The organism is Bacillus sp. BK450 (genome assembly GCF_004364885.1).
GTDB lineage: Bacteria > Bacillota > Bacilli > Bacillales > Bacillaceae > Bacillus > Bacillus safensis.
This window is the reverse complement of record NZ_SOBQ01000002.1, coordinates 646,557-661,476: the sequence shown is the minus strand read 5'-3', so window position 1 is coordinate 661,476 and position 14,920 is coordinate 646,557. Positions and strand designations below refer to the sequence as shown.

Here is a 14,920-nt window from a genome sequence, read left to right as displayed (position 1 = left end):
TCAAATGGTAAAAGTATATTATAACGGTGATATTCAAGAAAACGTATTAAATGGTCAAAAGGTAGCAATCATTGGTTACGGTTCACAAGGTCATGCACATGCATTGAACTTAAAAGAAAGCGGCGTAGATGTGATCGTCGGCGTAAGAAAAGGCGGATCTTATACAAAAGCACAAGAAGACGGCCATCAAGTATTCACAGTAAAAGAAGCAGCAGCACAAGCAGACGTCGTGATGGTACTACTTCCAGATGAGCAACAAAAGAAAGTATATGATGAAGAAATCAAAGATCAATTAGAAGCTGGCAACTCACTTGTATTCGCACACGGATTCAATGTTCACTTCCATCAAATTGTTCCTCCAAGTGACGTAGACGTGTATCTTGTAGCGCCAAAAGGTCCTGGACATCTTGTGAGAAGAACATATGAGCAAGGCGCTGGTGTACCTGCCCTATTTGCTATCTATCAAGATGTATCTGGCCAAGCGAAAGACAAAGCACTTGCTTATGCGAAAGCGATCGGCGGAGCAAGAGCGGGCGTTCTTGAAACAACATTTAAGGAAGAAACAGAAACGGATCTATTCGGTGAGCAGGCAGTTCTTTGTGGAGGCCTTACTTCACTAGTAAAAGCAGGATTCGAAACGTTAACAGAAGCTGGTTATCAGCCAGAGCTTGCATACTTCGAGTGTCTGCATGAACTAAAATTGATCGTTGACCTTATGTATGAAGAAGGATTAGAAGGCATGAGATATTCAATCTCTGATACAGCCCAATGGGGTGACTTCGTTTCAGGACCACGCGTTGTAGATGCAAAAGTAAAAGAATCAATGAAAGCTGTTTTGACTGATATCCAAAACGGAACATTTGCAAAAGAATGGATTGTTGAAAACCAAGTGAATCGTCCACGTTTCAATGCGATCAATGCAAATGAAAATGAGCACCAAATTGAAATCGTTGGTAGAAAGCTTCGTGAAATGATGCCTTTCGTTAAACAAGGAAAGAAAAAGGAAGCGGTGAGCGTCGGTGCGGAAAATTAATTTTTTTGACACAACACTTCGGGATGGAGAGCAATCACCAGGAGTGAACTTAAATGCACAAGAAAAGCTAATCATTGCAAAGCAGCTTGAGCGCCTTGGGGTTAATATCATTGAAGCGGGATTTCCCGCTTCATCCCGAGGGGATTTCTTAGGCGTACAAGAAATTGCAAGAACGATTAAAAACTGTTCTGTTGCTGGTCTTGCACGATGTGTGAAAGGTGACATTGATGCTGCATGGGAAGCATTAAAAGATGGAGTGGAGCCAAGGCTTCATGTCTTTATTGCCACTTCTGATATTCACCTGAAGCATAAACTAAAGAAAACACGTGAAGAAGTCGTAGAACAGGCTGTCGCAATGGTGAAATATGCGAAAGAACGTTTTCCAGTTGTCCAATGGTCAGCAGAAGATGCGTGCCGTACAGATCTTGCCTTCTTGGCAGAAATTGTAGAAAAGGTCATTGACGCTGGGGCGAGTGTCATTAACTTGCCAGATACAGTTGGATACCTAGCGCCAAAAGAGTACGGTAATATCTTTAAATATATGAAGGAACACGTTCCAAATATCGACCGCGTCAACTTGTCCGCTCACTGTCATGATGATTTAGGAATGGCTGTAGCAAACTCACTTGCTGCCATTGAAAATGGAGCAGATCAAATTGAAACGGCTGTCAACGGAATTGGCGAGCGCGCTGGAAATGCCGCGTTAGAAGAAATTGCAGTAGCTCTTCATATTCGAAAAGACTTTTACCAGGTCGAATCAACGATTCAATTGAATGAAATTAAGCGTACAAGTGATGTAGTGAGCAAATACTCAGGAATGATTGTGCCGCGTAATAAAGCAGTCGTTGGAAACAACGCATTTGCACATGAATCAGGTATTCACCAAGATGGTTTCCTCAAAGAAAAAACAACCTATGAAATTATTTCTCCAGAGCTTGTCGGCGTGACAACAGATGTGCTTGTCCTTGGAAAACACTCCGGAAGACACGCGTTTAAAGACCGCATGAAAACACTAGGCTTTAAACTAACGGAAGACGAAATCAATAAATTCTTTGAGACTTTCAAGAACTTGACAGAGAAGAAGAAAGAAATTACAGATGATGACTTGATCTCTATTATATTAGAAGAAAAAGTAGCAGACCGAAAAATCGGCTACGAATTTGAAAGTCTGCAAGTACACTATGGAACAGAACAAATGCCAACAGCAACAGTTTCTCTGAAAAACCAAGAAACACAGGAAGTCATTCAAGAAGCAGCTACAGGTGCAGGCAGTGTAGAGGCTGTGTACAATACGCTTGAGCGCTGTATGGAAGAAAGAATTCATTTGCTGGACTACCGCATTCAATCAAATGGAAAAGGCAGAGATGCACTAGCAGAAGTATATGTCACTGTTTCAATAGAAGGAAAAGAAACAGCAGGGCGCGGTGTAGCGCAAGATGTACTTGAAGCATCAGCAAAAGCTTACGTCAATGCAGTGAACAGACATTTAATCTTCAAATCAAATCTGATTGAAATTGAGAAACATCACGCGATCTCATAGGAAAGGAGGAAGGTTCTCATGAAAAAGAAAATTGCACTTTTGCCCGGCGATGGAATCGGACCGGAAGTCGTGACATCTGCAGTCGCAGTCCTTCAAGAGACAGCGACTCAATTTAGGCACGAATTCGAATTTGAAACTGCGCTTATTGGCGGTATCGCAATAGATGAAAAAAATAACCCGCTTCCAAAGGAAACAGTAGATGTATGCAAAAACGCTGATGCGATTTTATTAGGAGCAGTCGGCGGACCAAAGTGGGATCAAAACCCGCCAGAGCTCCGTCCAGAAAAAGGCCTGCTCGCCATTCGTAAACAGCTGGACTTATTTGCCAACATCCGCCCTGTAAAGGTGTTCGATAGCTTAAGCGAGGCATCTCCGTTAAAACAAGATCACATTAACGGAGTTGATTTCGTCATCGTTCGTGAATTAACTGGCGGTCTCTATTTTGGTGAACCAAGCGAACGCTATACGGATGATGAAGGAAAAGAAGCTGCCGTTGATACGCTCCTTTATACAAAGGAAGAAATTGTCCGCGTATTAAAAGAAGCGTTCAACATGGCCTTAACAAGACGGAAAAAAGTGACGTCTGTGGATAAAGCGAATGTTCTTGCTTCTAGTAAACTATGGCGGGATGCAGTAGAAGAAGTTGCTGCTCAATATCCAGAAGTTGAATTTGAGCATATGCTCGTCGACAATGCTGCCATGCAGCTGATTTACAAGCCCGCTCAATTTGATGTCATTGTGACGGAGAATATGTTCGGTGATATTTTAAGTGACGAAGCTTCTATGATTACTGGATCACTCGGCATGCTGCCATCTGCTAGTTTATCAAGCACTGGCCTTCATTTATATGAGCCAATTCATGGTTCAGCACCCGATATTGCGGGGCAAAACGTTGCAAACCCTCTGGCAACCATTTTATCAGCAGCAAGCTTGCTTAGAACATCCTTTGCATTAGAAGAAGAAGCGGCTGCAATAGAAGAAGCTGTCGAAGCTGTTCTTGCCTCTGGCAAACGAACAAAAGATTTAGCAGCAAAAGAGGGAACTTATCAAACGACTGAAGAAATCACTAATGCGGTTGTAGACGCACTCAAGCAGCGCGTGCAAACCATTGTGTAAATAGAATCTTGTGGAATTAGGTAGAGGGAGGAAAAGGGTTATGCCTCGAACAATCATCGAAAAAATATGGGATCAGCATGTAGTCAAAAGCGGCGAGGGAAAACCAGACCTTTTATATATTGATCTGCACTTGGTGCATGAAGTGACATCACCTCAAGCATTTGAAGGATTAAGACAAAAAGGGCGCAAGGTGAGAAGACCTCAAAACACGTTTGCGACGATGGATCACAACATCCCAACTGTGAATCGATTTGTGATCAAAGATGAGATTGCTAAAAAGCAAGTAAGTGCCTTAGAGCGCAACTGTGCGGAATTTGGCGTTCGTCTTGCTGACCTTCACAGTGTTGACCAAGGAATCGTCCATGTCGTTGGACCTGAGCTTGGATTGACACTTCCGGGGAAAACAATCGTTTGTGGAGATAGTCATACATCAACTCACGGCGCGTTTGGTGCACTTGCCTTTGGGATCGGTACTAGTGAGGTTGAACATGTACTTTCTACACAAACACTTTGGCAGCAGCGTCCGAAAACGCTAGAAATTAGAGTAGACGGAAAGCTTCAAAAAGGGGTAACCGCCAAAGATGTCATTTTAGCCGTCATTGGTGCGCACGGCGTGAAGTTCGGCTCAGGTTATGTCATTGAATACACTGGGGAAGTATTCAGAAACATGACGATGGATGAGCGGATGACCGTTTGTAATATGTCAATTGAAGCAGGCGCAAGAGCAGGATTGATTGCACCTGATGAAGTCACCTTCGAATATTGCCGCGGACGCAAATATGCACCGCAGGGTGAAGACTTCGAAGCAGCTATTAAAGAATGGGAAGAACTTAGAACAGATCCAGGTGCAACCTACGATAAAACCATTGTGTTAGATGGAAATCAGATTTCACCAATGGTTACGTGGGGAATTAACCCAGGAATGGTACTGCCTGTGGATGCATCAATCCCAGGACCTGAGGACTTTGCACAAGAAGATGATCAAAAAGAAGCAATTCGTGCTTACGAATACATGGGTGTCCACCCGCATCAGCGTATAGAAGATATTACGATTGAGCATGTCTTTATCGGCTCATGTACGAACTCAAGAATGACTGATTTACGTCAAGCTGCTTCTATGATTGAAGGACAAAAAGTAGCAGATCATGTCAGAGCGATTGTGGTGCCTGGCTCTCAAAGTGTCAAATTGCAAGCAGAAAAAGAAGGTCTTCATGAAATCTTCCTTGAAGCAGGATTTGAATGGAGAGAATCAGGCTGCAGTATGTGCCTTAGTATGAATAACGATGTGGTACCGGAGGGCGAACGCTGCGCGTCCACATCAAACCGTAACTTTGAAGGGCGTCAAGGGAAGGGTGCGAGAACGCATCTTGTCAGCCCGGCAATGGCTGCAATGGCTGCGATACATGGCCGCTTTGTCGATGTCAGGAAGTTTAATCAAGAGAAAACAGTCGTGTAAGGAGTTGTCATAGATGGAGCCTTTAGTCACTCATAAAGGGAAAGCCGCTGTGCTTAACCGGATCAATGTAGATACAGATCAAATTATTCCGAAACAATTTTTAAAAAGAATCGAACGAACAGGATATGGCCGCTTTGCCTTTTTCGACTGGCGTTATTTAGCCGATGGCAGCCCAAATCCAGATTTCGAACTAAATCAGCCGATCTATGAAGGAGCATCCATTTTGATCGCAGGAGAAAACTTTGGCTGCGGATCATCTAGGGAACATGCTCCTTGGGCGCTTGATGATTATGGCTTTAAAATTGTCATCGCACCATCATTCGCAGATATATTTCATCAAAACTGCTTTAAAAATGGGATGCTTCCGATTCGCCTTGATTATGATGTGTGGAAAACCTTCGCAGCGTCATATGAGAACAAAGGGTATGAGATGACGGTTGATCTTGAAAAACAGCAAATAGAAGATCACGAAGGGAATATCACCCCTTTTCAAGTTGACCCTCACTGGAGAGAAATGCTCCTAAATGGTTATGATGAGATTTCATTAACATTACTACTAGAAGATGACATTCAAGCATTTGAAGAAAAGCGCAGCAGCTGGCTGCGCGCTTAAGCAACGAGAAGCTGTCCGCCCGAGGTGTGACGGCTTCTTTTTTGCATGAAAACCTCTCGTTACTTGTGTTTACTAATCTTCGTTGGTAAACTGATAAAAAATATGCGCCCGAAAGGAACGTAAGCATGAAGCATGACAAGAAGAAAGATAATGTCATTTTGTTTCCTGGTCTGAAAGAAAGACTGATTGAAAAAGGAATGGCAGCATTAAAAGATAAGCAGTATCAAGAGGCGCTTCACTTGTTTTCAGAAGCTAAATCGTATGATGACGATGAAGAATCCGATATTCACCTCGGAATGGCTATTTGTTTTCTGGAGCTGGGTGAGCTGCAGGATGCAAAGCGTGTTTGTGAAAAAATGCTGCATGAAGGATATGGTCACTATTTCACTGTGCTCCAAGTGTATATGACGATCCTCATTCAGCTGAAAGAATATGAAGAAGTCAAACAGACGATTGAGGCTGTGCTTGAGGAAAACCATCTTCCGGCAGAAAGCGCGGAGCATTTTTACAAGCTGCTCGAATTTAGCAGAAAAATGATTGAATCACCTGAAGAGATTTTAGATGAAGATGAGGACGCCGGAAGTGAGGTCAACATAGATGATATGCTGAAGCGTCCGGAAGAACAGGTCCAGTTCATTCATTCATTGAAAGACCGGAATATTACACCGCATATGGGTCTATTAAATACCATATTACAAAATCCTGATGGGAACCCTTTGGTCAAATCAATGATCCTGCAGCTTCTGGCAGATCATGATGTGGCAAAACAGGTTCATGTGACAAAATTCGGTGATTCTTTAACCCTTATTCCTTCTGAGGCTGTAAAGCCAGAGCAGATGCCGCTTCTTCAGCAAGTCCTTCGTATGCTTGATGACACGCTCGGCAATGAGAATCCGACCCTTTACCAAGCCGTGGAAGAGTTATGGCGCCGGCACTTATTTGTGTTGTATCCATTTCTTCCTAAATACACAGATCCGAGTCTTTGGGCAGCGGCACTTCATAAAGTAGGCTATGAAATGCATGGGATTGAGATTGAACTCGAAGAATTGCATCTATTGTATGAATTTAACGAACGAGAGCTGAGAGAAGCTTGCACAATGCTGAAAGATATTGAAGAAATTTCTTATTTGTAATTTGTCGATTTAGTTGAAAGACGGACTTGTTATGTTATAATATAATGGTTGTATTTGTGCATATATAGTGCAGTTGTCAGATTCCAACGGTTGAAAGACGATATGTATAATCAAGTCAAATGTTGTATACATAATGCAAGCTTCTTAGCGGAGTGCGTGGTTTTTGATTGGACGAAGTCTTTATGATGCTTTAGAATGGAGCAACGCACAATCTGAATAGATTTTTGGAGGGAAACACACATGTCAGTAAAATGGGAAAAACAAGAAGGTAACGAAGGCGTACTAACTGTAGAAGTTGACGCTGAAACATTTAACAAAGCACTTGATGATGCATTTAAGAAAGTGGTTAAGCAAGTATCGATCCCTGGATTCCGTAAAGGGAAAGTACCACGTGGTCTTTTCGAGCAGCGTTTTGGTGTAGAATCTCTTTATCAAGATGCATTAGATATTCTTCTTCCGGTTGAATATCCAAAAGCAATCGACGAAGCTGGTATCGAGCCAGTTGACCGCCCTGAAATCGATGTTGAGAAAATCGAAAAAGGCGAAAACTTAATCTTCACTGCAAAAGTAACAGTGAAGCCTGAAGTAAAACTTGGTGACTACAAAGGACTTAACGTAGAAAAAGACGACACAGCTGTTACTGATGAAGATGTACAAGAAGAGCTTAAAGGCATGCAAAACCGTCAAGCTGAGCTTGTTGTCAAAGAAGAAGGCGCAATCGAAAACGGCGATACAGTTGTTCTTGATTTCGAAGGATTCGTTGATGGAGAAGCATTCGAAGGCGGAAAAGCTGAGAACTACTCTCTTGAAGTAGGTTCTGGTTCATTCATTCCTGGTTTCGAAGAGCAATTAGTTGGTCTTGAAGCTGGCGCTGAAAAAGACGTAGAAGTTACATTCCCAGAAGAATACCATGCTGAAGACCTTGCAGGTAAACCAGCTGTATTCAAAGTGAAAATTCATGAAATCAAAGCAAAAGAACTTCCAGCACTTGACGATGAGTTCGCTAAAGATGTTGATGAAGAAGTAGAAACGCTTGCTGAGTTAACTGAAAAAACGAAGAAACGTCTTGAAGAAGCAAAAGAAAACGAAGCAGAAGGAAAACTTCGTGAAGAGCTAGTTGCGAAAGCTTCTGAAAATGCGGAAGTTGACATCCCACAAGCGATGGTTGACACTGAGCTAGACCGCATGATGAAAGAATTCGAACAACGTCTTCAAATGCAAGGAATGAACCTTGAGCTTTACTTCCAATTCTCTGGACAAGATGAAGATGCGCTGAAAGAGCAAATGAAAGAAGATGCTGCTAAACGCGTAAAATCTAACCTAACACTTGAAGCAATTGCTGCTGCAGAAAACTTACAAGTGTCTGACGAAGAAGTGGAAGAAGAGCTTTCAAAAATGGCTGAAGCATACAACATGCCAATTGAAAATATCAAACAAGCGATCGGATCTACTGAAGCAATGAAAGAAGATCTAAAAGTTCGTAAAGCAATTGATTTTCTTGTAGAAAACCGTTAATATGGTGCATAATAATAAAACAGGGCGCGAGTGACTCGTGCCTTGTTTTGTACAATTTTTGACTTATCATCGCTTCTTTTGGAAACGATAGTGTAAGTCGCATCTTTCTGTCATACATATCTCAATGTGCAGTGTTAGAAACACATCGTTACCGTCTTTTAGGAAAGTATGGTAAAATGCATACATACTGGACCCAGAAAGGTAGCTGACTGTTAGCTACAGGCAAGTGAAGAAGAATAAGGGGTGAAAGAATGTTTAAATTCAACGAGGAAAAAGGTCAATTAAAATGCTCGTTTTGCGGAAAAACGCAAGATCAAGTGCGTAAACTGGTCGCAGGACCTGGCGTATATATATGTGATGAATGTATCGAGCTTTGCACGGAAATAGTTGAAGAAGAGCTCGGCACAGAGGAAGAAGTTGAATTCAAGGATGTTCCGAAGCCTCATGAAATTCGGGAGATTCTTGATGAATATGTCATCGGACAAGACAATGCGAAAAAATCCTTAGCTGTAGCGGTGTATAACCACTACAAACGGATCAATTCCAACAGCAAGATTGATGATGTTGAGCTTTCGAAAAGTAATATTTCTATGATTGGACCAACAGGAAGCGGTAAAACATTACTTGCTCAAACACTTGCACGTATTTTAAATGTTCCATTTGCGATCGCAGATGCAACATCATTAACTGAAGCGGGTTATGTTGGTGAAGACGTAGAGAATATTTTACTAAAGCTGATCCAGGCAGCGGATTATGATGTAGAAAAAGCGGAAAAAGGCATTATCTACATCGATGAGATCGATAAAGTAGCAAGAAAATCAGAAAACCCTTCTATCACTCGCGATGTATCTGGGGAAGGCGTCCAGCAAGCCCTTTTGAAAATTCTTGAAGGAACAGTCGCTAGTGTACCGCCTCAAGGTGGACGTAAGCATCCGCATCAAGAATTCATTCAAATTGATACGACGAACATCCTCTTCATTTGTGGAGGAGCCTTTGACGGGATTGAGCAAATCATCAAACGCCGCTTAGGTCAAAAAGTAATTGGATTCGGTGCGGAAAATAAAGTCGAAGATCTTGAAAAAGAAGTCCTTCTATCAAAAGTACTGCCAGAAGACTTGCTTCGCTTCGGTTTAATTCCAGAATTCATCGGTCGTCTGCCGGTTATTGCAAGCCTAGAGCCGTTAGATGAAAAAGCACTTGTAGAAATCTTGACGAAGCCTAAAAATGCGCTTGTTAAGCAATATACAAAAATGCTTGAGCTTGACGATGTAGAGCTTGAATTTGAAGAAGATGCTCTTAGCGAAATTGCGAAAAAGGCAATTGAGCGTAAAACAGGAGCTCGTGGTCTTCGCTCGATCATTGAAGGCATCATGCTTGATGTCATGTTTGACCTTCCATCTCGTGATGATATTGAAAAATGTGTCATCACTGGTGCAACGGTTGCTGATGGTGAGCCGCCGCGTCTTGTGTTAAAGGATGGCACAGTCGTCAACAAAGATACTAAAACATCTGCATAAGAGAAGTCTCGCTCCTGAATCATTTTGATTCAGGAGTTTTTTATTTATCGTAGAAGACGTGTTTATTCCGTCCAGCTCTAGGAAATACTAGCAGACAGAAACCAATACATACGATAGATGAAGGAGGGAGCACCGATTGAGCTGGACAGGAATCGTATTATTTATACAGCTGTTCTTTGGTATCGTCATCGGGCTGTACTTTTGGAACTTACTGCGAAATCAGCGCACACAAAAGGTGACGATAGACAAAGAATCAAAAAAAGAAATGGAAGCACTCAGAAAGATGCGGTCAATCAAGCTGAGTGAGCCTTTATCAGAGAGAGTCCGGCCAAAGGGGTTTCAAGATATTGTAGGGCAGGAAGACGGCATTCGTGCTCTAAAAGCAGCGCTGTGCGGACCGAACCCTCAGCATGTCATTGTCTATGGACCACCGGGGGTTGGAAAAACAGCCGCTGCCCGTCTTGTTATGGAAGAAGCGAAACGTCATGCTGATTCACCGTTTAAGAAAGATGCGGTATTTGTGGAGCTCGATGCCACAACCGCAAGATTCGATGAACGGGGCATCGCAGACCCGCTCATTGGTTCTGTGCATGACCCAATTTACCAAGGGGCGGGAGCGATGGGACAGGCAGGCATTCCGCAGCCAAAACAAGGAGCCGTTACGCATGCGCATGGCGGGGTTCTGTTTATCGATGAAATTGGGGAACTGCATCCGATTCAAATGAACAAAATGCTGAAAGTCCTTGAAGATCGGAAAGTATTTTTAGATAGCGCCTACTATAGTGAGGAAAACACTCAAATTCCGAATCACATTCATGACATTTTTCAAAATGGACTTCCGGCTGATTTTCGATTGATTGGCGCCACGACAAGAACACCTGAAGAAATCCCACCAGCGATTCGATCGAGGTGTTTGGAAATTTTCTTTAAGGACCTTGACCAGCATGAACTGAAAATTGTCGCTGCTAAGGCTGTCCAGAAAATCCAAAAGGAATTATGTGATGAAGGGCTGAACCTGTTAACCTCTTATGTGAAAAATGGCCGTGAAGCAGTCAATATGGTGCAGATTGCCGCTGGAATGGCCGTCACGGAAAACAGAAAAGACATCACGATCGCCGATGTCGAGTGGGTCATTCACTCAAGCCAGCTGACACCAAGATATGAACAAAAAGTACCGGAAAAGCCAAAAGTCGGTGTAGTGAATGGTCTGGCAGTCTACGGACCAAACAGCGGTGCCTTGCTCGAGATTGAAGTGAATATATGTAAGGCACTCGAAAAAGGAAGTATCAACATTACAGGCATTGCAGAAGAAGAAAGCATTGGCAGTCAGTCTAAATCTATTCGACGAAAAAGTATGGCAAAAGGATCTGTTGAAAATGTATTAACAGTGCTGAGAAACTTGGGTATACGGACAAATGAATATGACATCCATATTAATTTTCCAGGCGGTGCCCCTATTGATGGACCGTCTGCTGGGATTGCCATGGCGGCGGCGATTTTCTCTGCCATTCATCAAATCCCGATTGATCATCTGACAGCAATGACAGGTGAAATCGGATTGCAAGGTCAGGTGAAGCCGATCGGCGGTGTGATACCGAAGATTAAGGCGGCGAAACAAGCTGGTGCCACAACCGTGATTATTCCTTATGAAAACCAGCAGTCGATCTTAAAAGAGATTGAAGGCGTCACTATTGTGCCTGTGAAGCACTTCCAAGAGGTGCTGGATCACTGTTTGGTCAACCCGCCAGATGAGAAGAAAGATGGACTAGAAGAGGAAATGAAAAGAAAATCTGTTTAATCCCCATCACATATGGGGATTTTTTAGTGAAATAGATCTTTTTTTCTTTTTCAAGATAAAAAGAAAGGGTATACTACGGTAAGATCATCATTTCTCAAGTCTTTTACATTGTACAAGACTGAAACAGGTATATTATAATGATTCATACTAGTGACGGAGGTGTCAATCAACATGGCAGATGAAATCAAAAAGAATGTTCCGCTCCTCCCATTGCGAGGCTTGCTTGTTTATCCAACAATGGTCTTGCATTTGGACGTTGGACGCGAGAAGTCTGTTCAAGCATTAGAACAGGCGATGATGAACGATCATATGATTTTTCTAGCAACACAGCGGGAAATTTCAATAGATGAACCAGGTGAAGAGGAAATTTTCAAAGTCGGCACCTACACAAAAATCAAACAAATGCTGAAGCTGCCGAATGGAACGATTCGTGTACTCGTTGAAGGCTTAAATCGAGCGCAGATCGAGTCATATGTGGAGCTTGAGGACTATACGTCCGTCGATATTAAAGAATTGGCAGAAGAAGAGTTAAAGGACGCAGAAGCAGAAGCACTCATGCGCACTTTGTTAGATCATTTTGATCAGTACATAAAAATTTCAAAAAAAATCTCAGCTGAAACATATGCAACGGTGACGGATATTGAGGAACCGGGGAGAATGGCAGATATTGTCGCTTCTCACCTGCCGCTCAAATTAAAGGACAAACAAGAAGTACTGGAAACAGTGGATGTCAAAAAACGTCTGAATCGTGTCATCAGCTTAATCCACAATGAAAAAGAAGTGCTGGAAATTGAAAAGAAAATTGGCCAGCGCGTCAAACGTTCAATGGAACGAACGCAAAAAGAATATTATTTGCGTGAACAAATGAAAGCCATTCAAAAGGAGCTTGGAGACAAGGAAGGAAAAACAGGCGAAGTCAGTTCATTAATGTCTAAAATCGAAGAGTCCAGCATGCCTGAATCTGTTCGTGAAACGGCGCTAAAAGAATTGAACCGTTATGAAAAAATTCCTTCAAGCTCTGCGGAGAGCTCTGTCATTCGAAATTATATTGATTGGCTGATCAATCTTCCATGGGGCATCTATACAGAAGATCGTCTAGATTTAAAGCTTGCAAGTGAAATTTTAGATGATGAGCATCATGGGCTGGAAAAAGTCAAAGAACGTGTACTTGAATACCTTGCTGTACAGAAGCTGACCAATTCATTAAAAGGACCGATTCTTTGCTTAGCAGGACCTCCTGGGGTAGGGAAAACGTCACTTGCCAAATCGATTGCTAAATCACTTGATCGAAAGTTTATCCGTATCTCTCTTGGCGGGGTGCGTGATGAATCTGAAATTCGCGGACATAGAAGAACGTATGTAGGGGCGATGCCAGGCCGTATCATTCGCGGGATGAGTAAGGCAGGCACAATGAATCCAGTGTTTCTTTTAGATGAAATCGATAAGATGTCCTCTGATTTTAGAGGTGATCCGTCTTCTGCGATGCTTGAAGTGCTGGATCCAGAGCAAAATCACAACTTTAGCGATCACTATATTGAAGAGACATTTGATTTATCGCAGGTGTTATTTATTGCCACTGCCAACAATTTAGCAACCATTCCAGGTCCACTTCGTGATAGAATGGAGATTATCACGATTGCAGGGTATACAGAGGTTGAAAAAGCAGAGATTGTGAAAGATCATCTTCTGCCGAAGCAGCTAAAGGAGCACGGATTAAAGAAAGGGAACTTGCAGCTTCGTGAAGCAGCGATTTATGATATGATTCGCTATTACACAAGAGAAGCAGGAGTTCGTGGATTAGAGCGTCAGCTTGCGGCCATTTGCCGAAAAGCGGCAAGAGCGATTGTGGCTGAAGACCGCAAGCGCATCACAGTGACGGAAAAGAACTTATCTGAATTTCTCGGAAAAAGACTTTACCGTTATGGTCAGGCTGAAACGACAGACCAAATCGGGGTTGTCACAGGACTTGCGTATACGACTGTTGGCGGAGACACCTTATCAATTGAGGTATCGCTTTCTCCTGGTAAAGGCAAGCTCTTGTTAACAGGTAAGCTTGGTGATGTCATGAGAGAATCTGCACAGGCGGCATTCAGTTATATTCGATCCAAAGCAGATGAACTGAACATTGATCCTAATTTTAATGAAAAGCACGATATTCATATCCATGTTCCAGAGGGTGCGGTTCCAAAGGACGGGCCATCAGCTGGTATCACCATTGCGACGGCTCTTGTATCAGCACTCACAGGACGTCCTGTGTCAAAAGAGGTTGGTATGACAGGAGAGATAACGTTAAGAGGAAGAGTGCTTCCGATTGGCGGACTAAAAGAAAAAGCATTAGGCGCACATCGTGCAGGATTGAAAACCATTATTCTTCCAAAGGACAATGAGAAGGATATTGATGATATTCCTGAAAGTGTGAGAGAAGGACTAACCTTTATTCCGGTCTCACATTTAGATGAGGTGCTTGAGAAAGCATTGGTAGGAGAGGGAAGATGAAAGTAACAAAATCAGATATCGTCATTAGTGCGGTGAAACCAGAGCAGTACCCGAGCGGCGGACTGCCTGAAATCGCACTTGCTGGACGATCAAATGTTGGAAAGTCCTCGTTCATCAACTCATTGATTAATCGTAAAAATTTAGCGCGTACGTCTTCTAAACCAGGTAAGACCCAGACGCTTAATTTCTACATTATTAATGATATGCTCCATTTTGTGGACGTTCCGGGCTACGGTTTTGCCAAAGTATCAAAAACAGAGCGCGAAGCCTGGGGTAGAATGATCGAAACGTATATTACAATGCGTGAAGAATTAAAAGCAGTCGTCCAAATTGTGGATCTGCGCCATAAGCCATCAGTAGATGATGTGAACATGTATGAGTTCCTTAAATATTACGGAGTTCCCGTGATCGTCATCGCAACAAAAGCGGATAAAATTCCAAAAGGCAAATGGGAAAAACATGCGAAAGTCGTCAAACAGACGCTCGACATTGACCCTTCAGATGAACTCATCCTATTCTCTTCTGAAACAAAAAAGGGGAAAGATGAAGCCTGGAATGCGATTCTTGCGAAGGTAAACGGCTAAAAAAGCATCTGCGATGAGCAGATGCTTTTTTTATTCTTTGTCTTCTTTTCAGCGTGATAAGAAAACCCTTGAAGTCTAGAAAGGACGAGTACTGGCGCGGAGCGAATTTGTGATTCGTG

Annotated in this window: 11 protein-coding genes; all 11 read left to right on the top strand. The window is 42.7% G+C overall.

Features of this window, described 5'->3' with window-relative positions:
- The first annotated feature begins 4 nt into the window (after nucleotides 1-4).
- Nucleotides 5-1,033: a ketol-acid reductoisomerase gene (ilvC, locus tag EV579_RS08605; protein WP_024423187.1), complete on the top strand. Its 1,029-nt coding sequence runs from the start codon at nucleotides 5-7 to the stop codon at nucleotides 1,031-1,033.
- The gene (locus EV579_RS08600) at nucleotides 1,020-2,573 is read left to right on the top strand and encodes a 2-isopropylmalate synthase (protein ID WP_024423186.1); all 1,554 of its coding nucleotides are present in this window, start codon (nucleotides 1,020-1,022) and stop codon (nucleotides 2,571-2,573) included. The genes ilvC and EV579_RS08600 overlap by 14 nt, the downstream gene beginning before the upstream one ends.
- An 18-nt stretch (nucleotides 2,574-2,591) precedes the next feature.
- On the top strand, nucleotides 2,592-3,689 hold the full coding sequence (gene leuB / locus EV579_RS08595; protein ID WP_122631801.1) for a 3-isopropylmalate dehydrogenase: 1,098 nt from the start codon (nucleotides 2,592-2,594) through the stop codon (nucleotides 3,687-3,689).
- A gap of 40 nt (nucleotides 3,690-3,729) precedes the next feature.
- On the top strand, nucleotides 3,730-5,145 hold the full coding sequence (gene leuC, locus EV579_RS08590; protein ID WP_025092482.1) for a 3-isopropylmalate dehydratase large subunit: 1,416 nt from the start codon (nucleotides 3,730-3,732) through the stop codon (nucleotides 5,143-5,145).
- Between the two features lie 13 nt (nucleotides 5,146-5,158).
- Entirely contained in the window at nucleotides 5,159-5,758 is a 600-nt protein-coding gene (leuD, locus tag EV579_RS08585) for a 3-isopropylmalate dehydratase small subunit (RefSeq protein WP_024423183.1), read from the top strand.
- A gap of 125 nt (nucleotides 5,759-5,883) precedes the next feature.
- Nucleotides 5,884-6,891, top strand: coding sequence for a DNA damage checkpoint antagonist DdcA (gene ddcA, locus EV579_RS08580; RefSeq protein ID WP_133744265.1), 1,008 nt, complete (start codon nucleotides 5,884-5,886; stop codon nucleotides 6,889-6,891).
- Between the two features lie 240 nt (nucleotides 6,892-7,131).
- Nucleotides 7,132-8,406 (top strand): trigger factor, encoded by a 1,275-nt coding sequence (tig, locus tag EV579_RS08575; RefSeq protein WP_024423181.1) that lies wholly within the window; start codon nucleotides 7,132-7,134, stop codon nucleotides 8,404-8,406.
- 251 nt (nucleotides 8,407-8,657) lie between these two features.
- Nucleotides 8,658-9,923 (top strand): ATP-dependent protease ATP-binding subunit ClpX, encoded by a 1,266-nt coding sequence (gene clpX, locus EV579_RS08570; protein ID WP_024423180.1) that lies wholly within the window; start codon nucleotides 8,658-8,660, stop codon nucleotides 9,921-9,923.
- A 136-nt stretch (nucleotides 9,924-10,059) separates the two neighbouring features.
- The gene (gene lonB / locus EV579_RS08565; protein ID WP_061109431.1) at nucleotides 10,060-11,721 is read left to right on the top strand and encodes an ATP-dependent protease LonB; all 1,662 of its coding nucleotides are present in this window, start codon (nucleotides 10,060-10,062) and stop codon (nucleotides 11,719-11,721) included.
- 171 nt (nucleotides 11,722-11,892) lie between these two features.
- On the top strand, nucleotides 11,893-14,217 hold the full coding sequence (lon, locus tag EV579_RS08560) for an endopeptidase La (RefSeq protein ID WP_133744264.1): 2,325 nt from the start codon (nucleotides 11,893-11,895) through the stop codon (nucleotides 14,215-14,217).
- On the top strand, nucleotides 14,214-14,801 hold the full coding sequence (yihA, locus tag EV579_RS08555) for a ribosome biogenesis GTP-binding protein YihA/YsxC (RefSeq protein ID WP_024423177.1): 588 nt from the start codon (nucleotides 14,214-14,216) through the stop codon (nucleotides 14,799-14,801). The genes lon and yihA overlap by 4 nt, the downstream gene beginning before the upstream one ends.
- The last annotated feature ends 119 nt before the right edge of the window (nucleotides 14,802-14,920 follow it).

What these genes read in the sequence shown, in the direction of transcription:
- ilvC (WP_024423187.1), top strand. Translation starts at nt 5, where the DNA reads ATGGTAAAAGTATATTATAACGGTGATATTCAAGAAAACGTATTAAAT.
- leuB (WP_122631801.1), top strand. Translation starts at nt 2,592, where the DNA reads ATGAAAAAGAAAATTGCACTTTTGCCCGGCGATGGAATCGGACCGGAA.
- leuC (WP_025092482.1), top strand. Translation starts at nt 3,730, where the DNA reads ATGCCTCGAACAATCATCGAAAAAATATGGGATCAGCATGTAGTCAAA.
- leuD (WP_024423183.1), top strand. Translation starts at nt 5,159, where the DNA reads ATGGAGCCTTTAGTCACTCATAAAGGGAAAGCCGCTGTGCTTAACCGG.
- ddcA (WP_133744265.1), top strand. Translation starts at nt 5,884, where the DNA reads ATGAAGCATGACAAGAAGAAAGATAATGTCATTTTGTTTCCTGGTCTG.
- tig (WP_024423181.1), top strand. Translation starts at nt 7,132, where the DNA reads ATGTCAGTAAAATGGGAAAAACAAGAAGGTAACGAAGGCGTACTAACT.
- clpX (WP_024423180.1), top strand. Translation starts at nt 8,658, where the DNA reads ATGTTTAAATTCAACGAGGAAAAAGGTCAATTAAAATGCTCGTTTTGC.
- lon (WP_133744264.1), top strand. Translation starts at nt 11,893, where the DNA reads ATGGCAGATGAAATCAAAAAGAATGTTCCGCTCCTCCCATTGCGAGGC.
- yihA (WP_024423177.1), top strand. Translation starts at nt 14,214, where the DNA reads ATGAAAGTAACAAAATCAGATATCGTCATTAGTGCGGTGAAACCAGAG.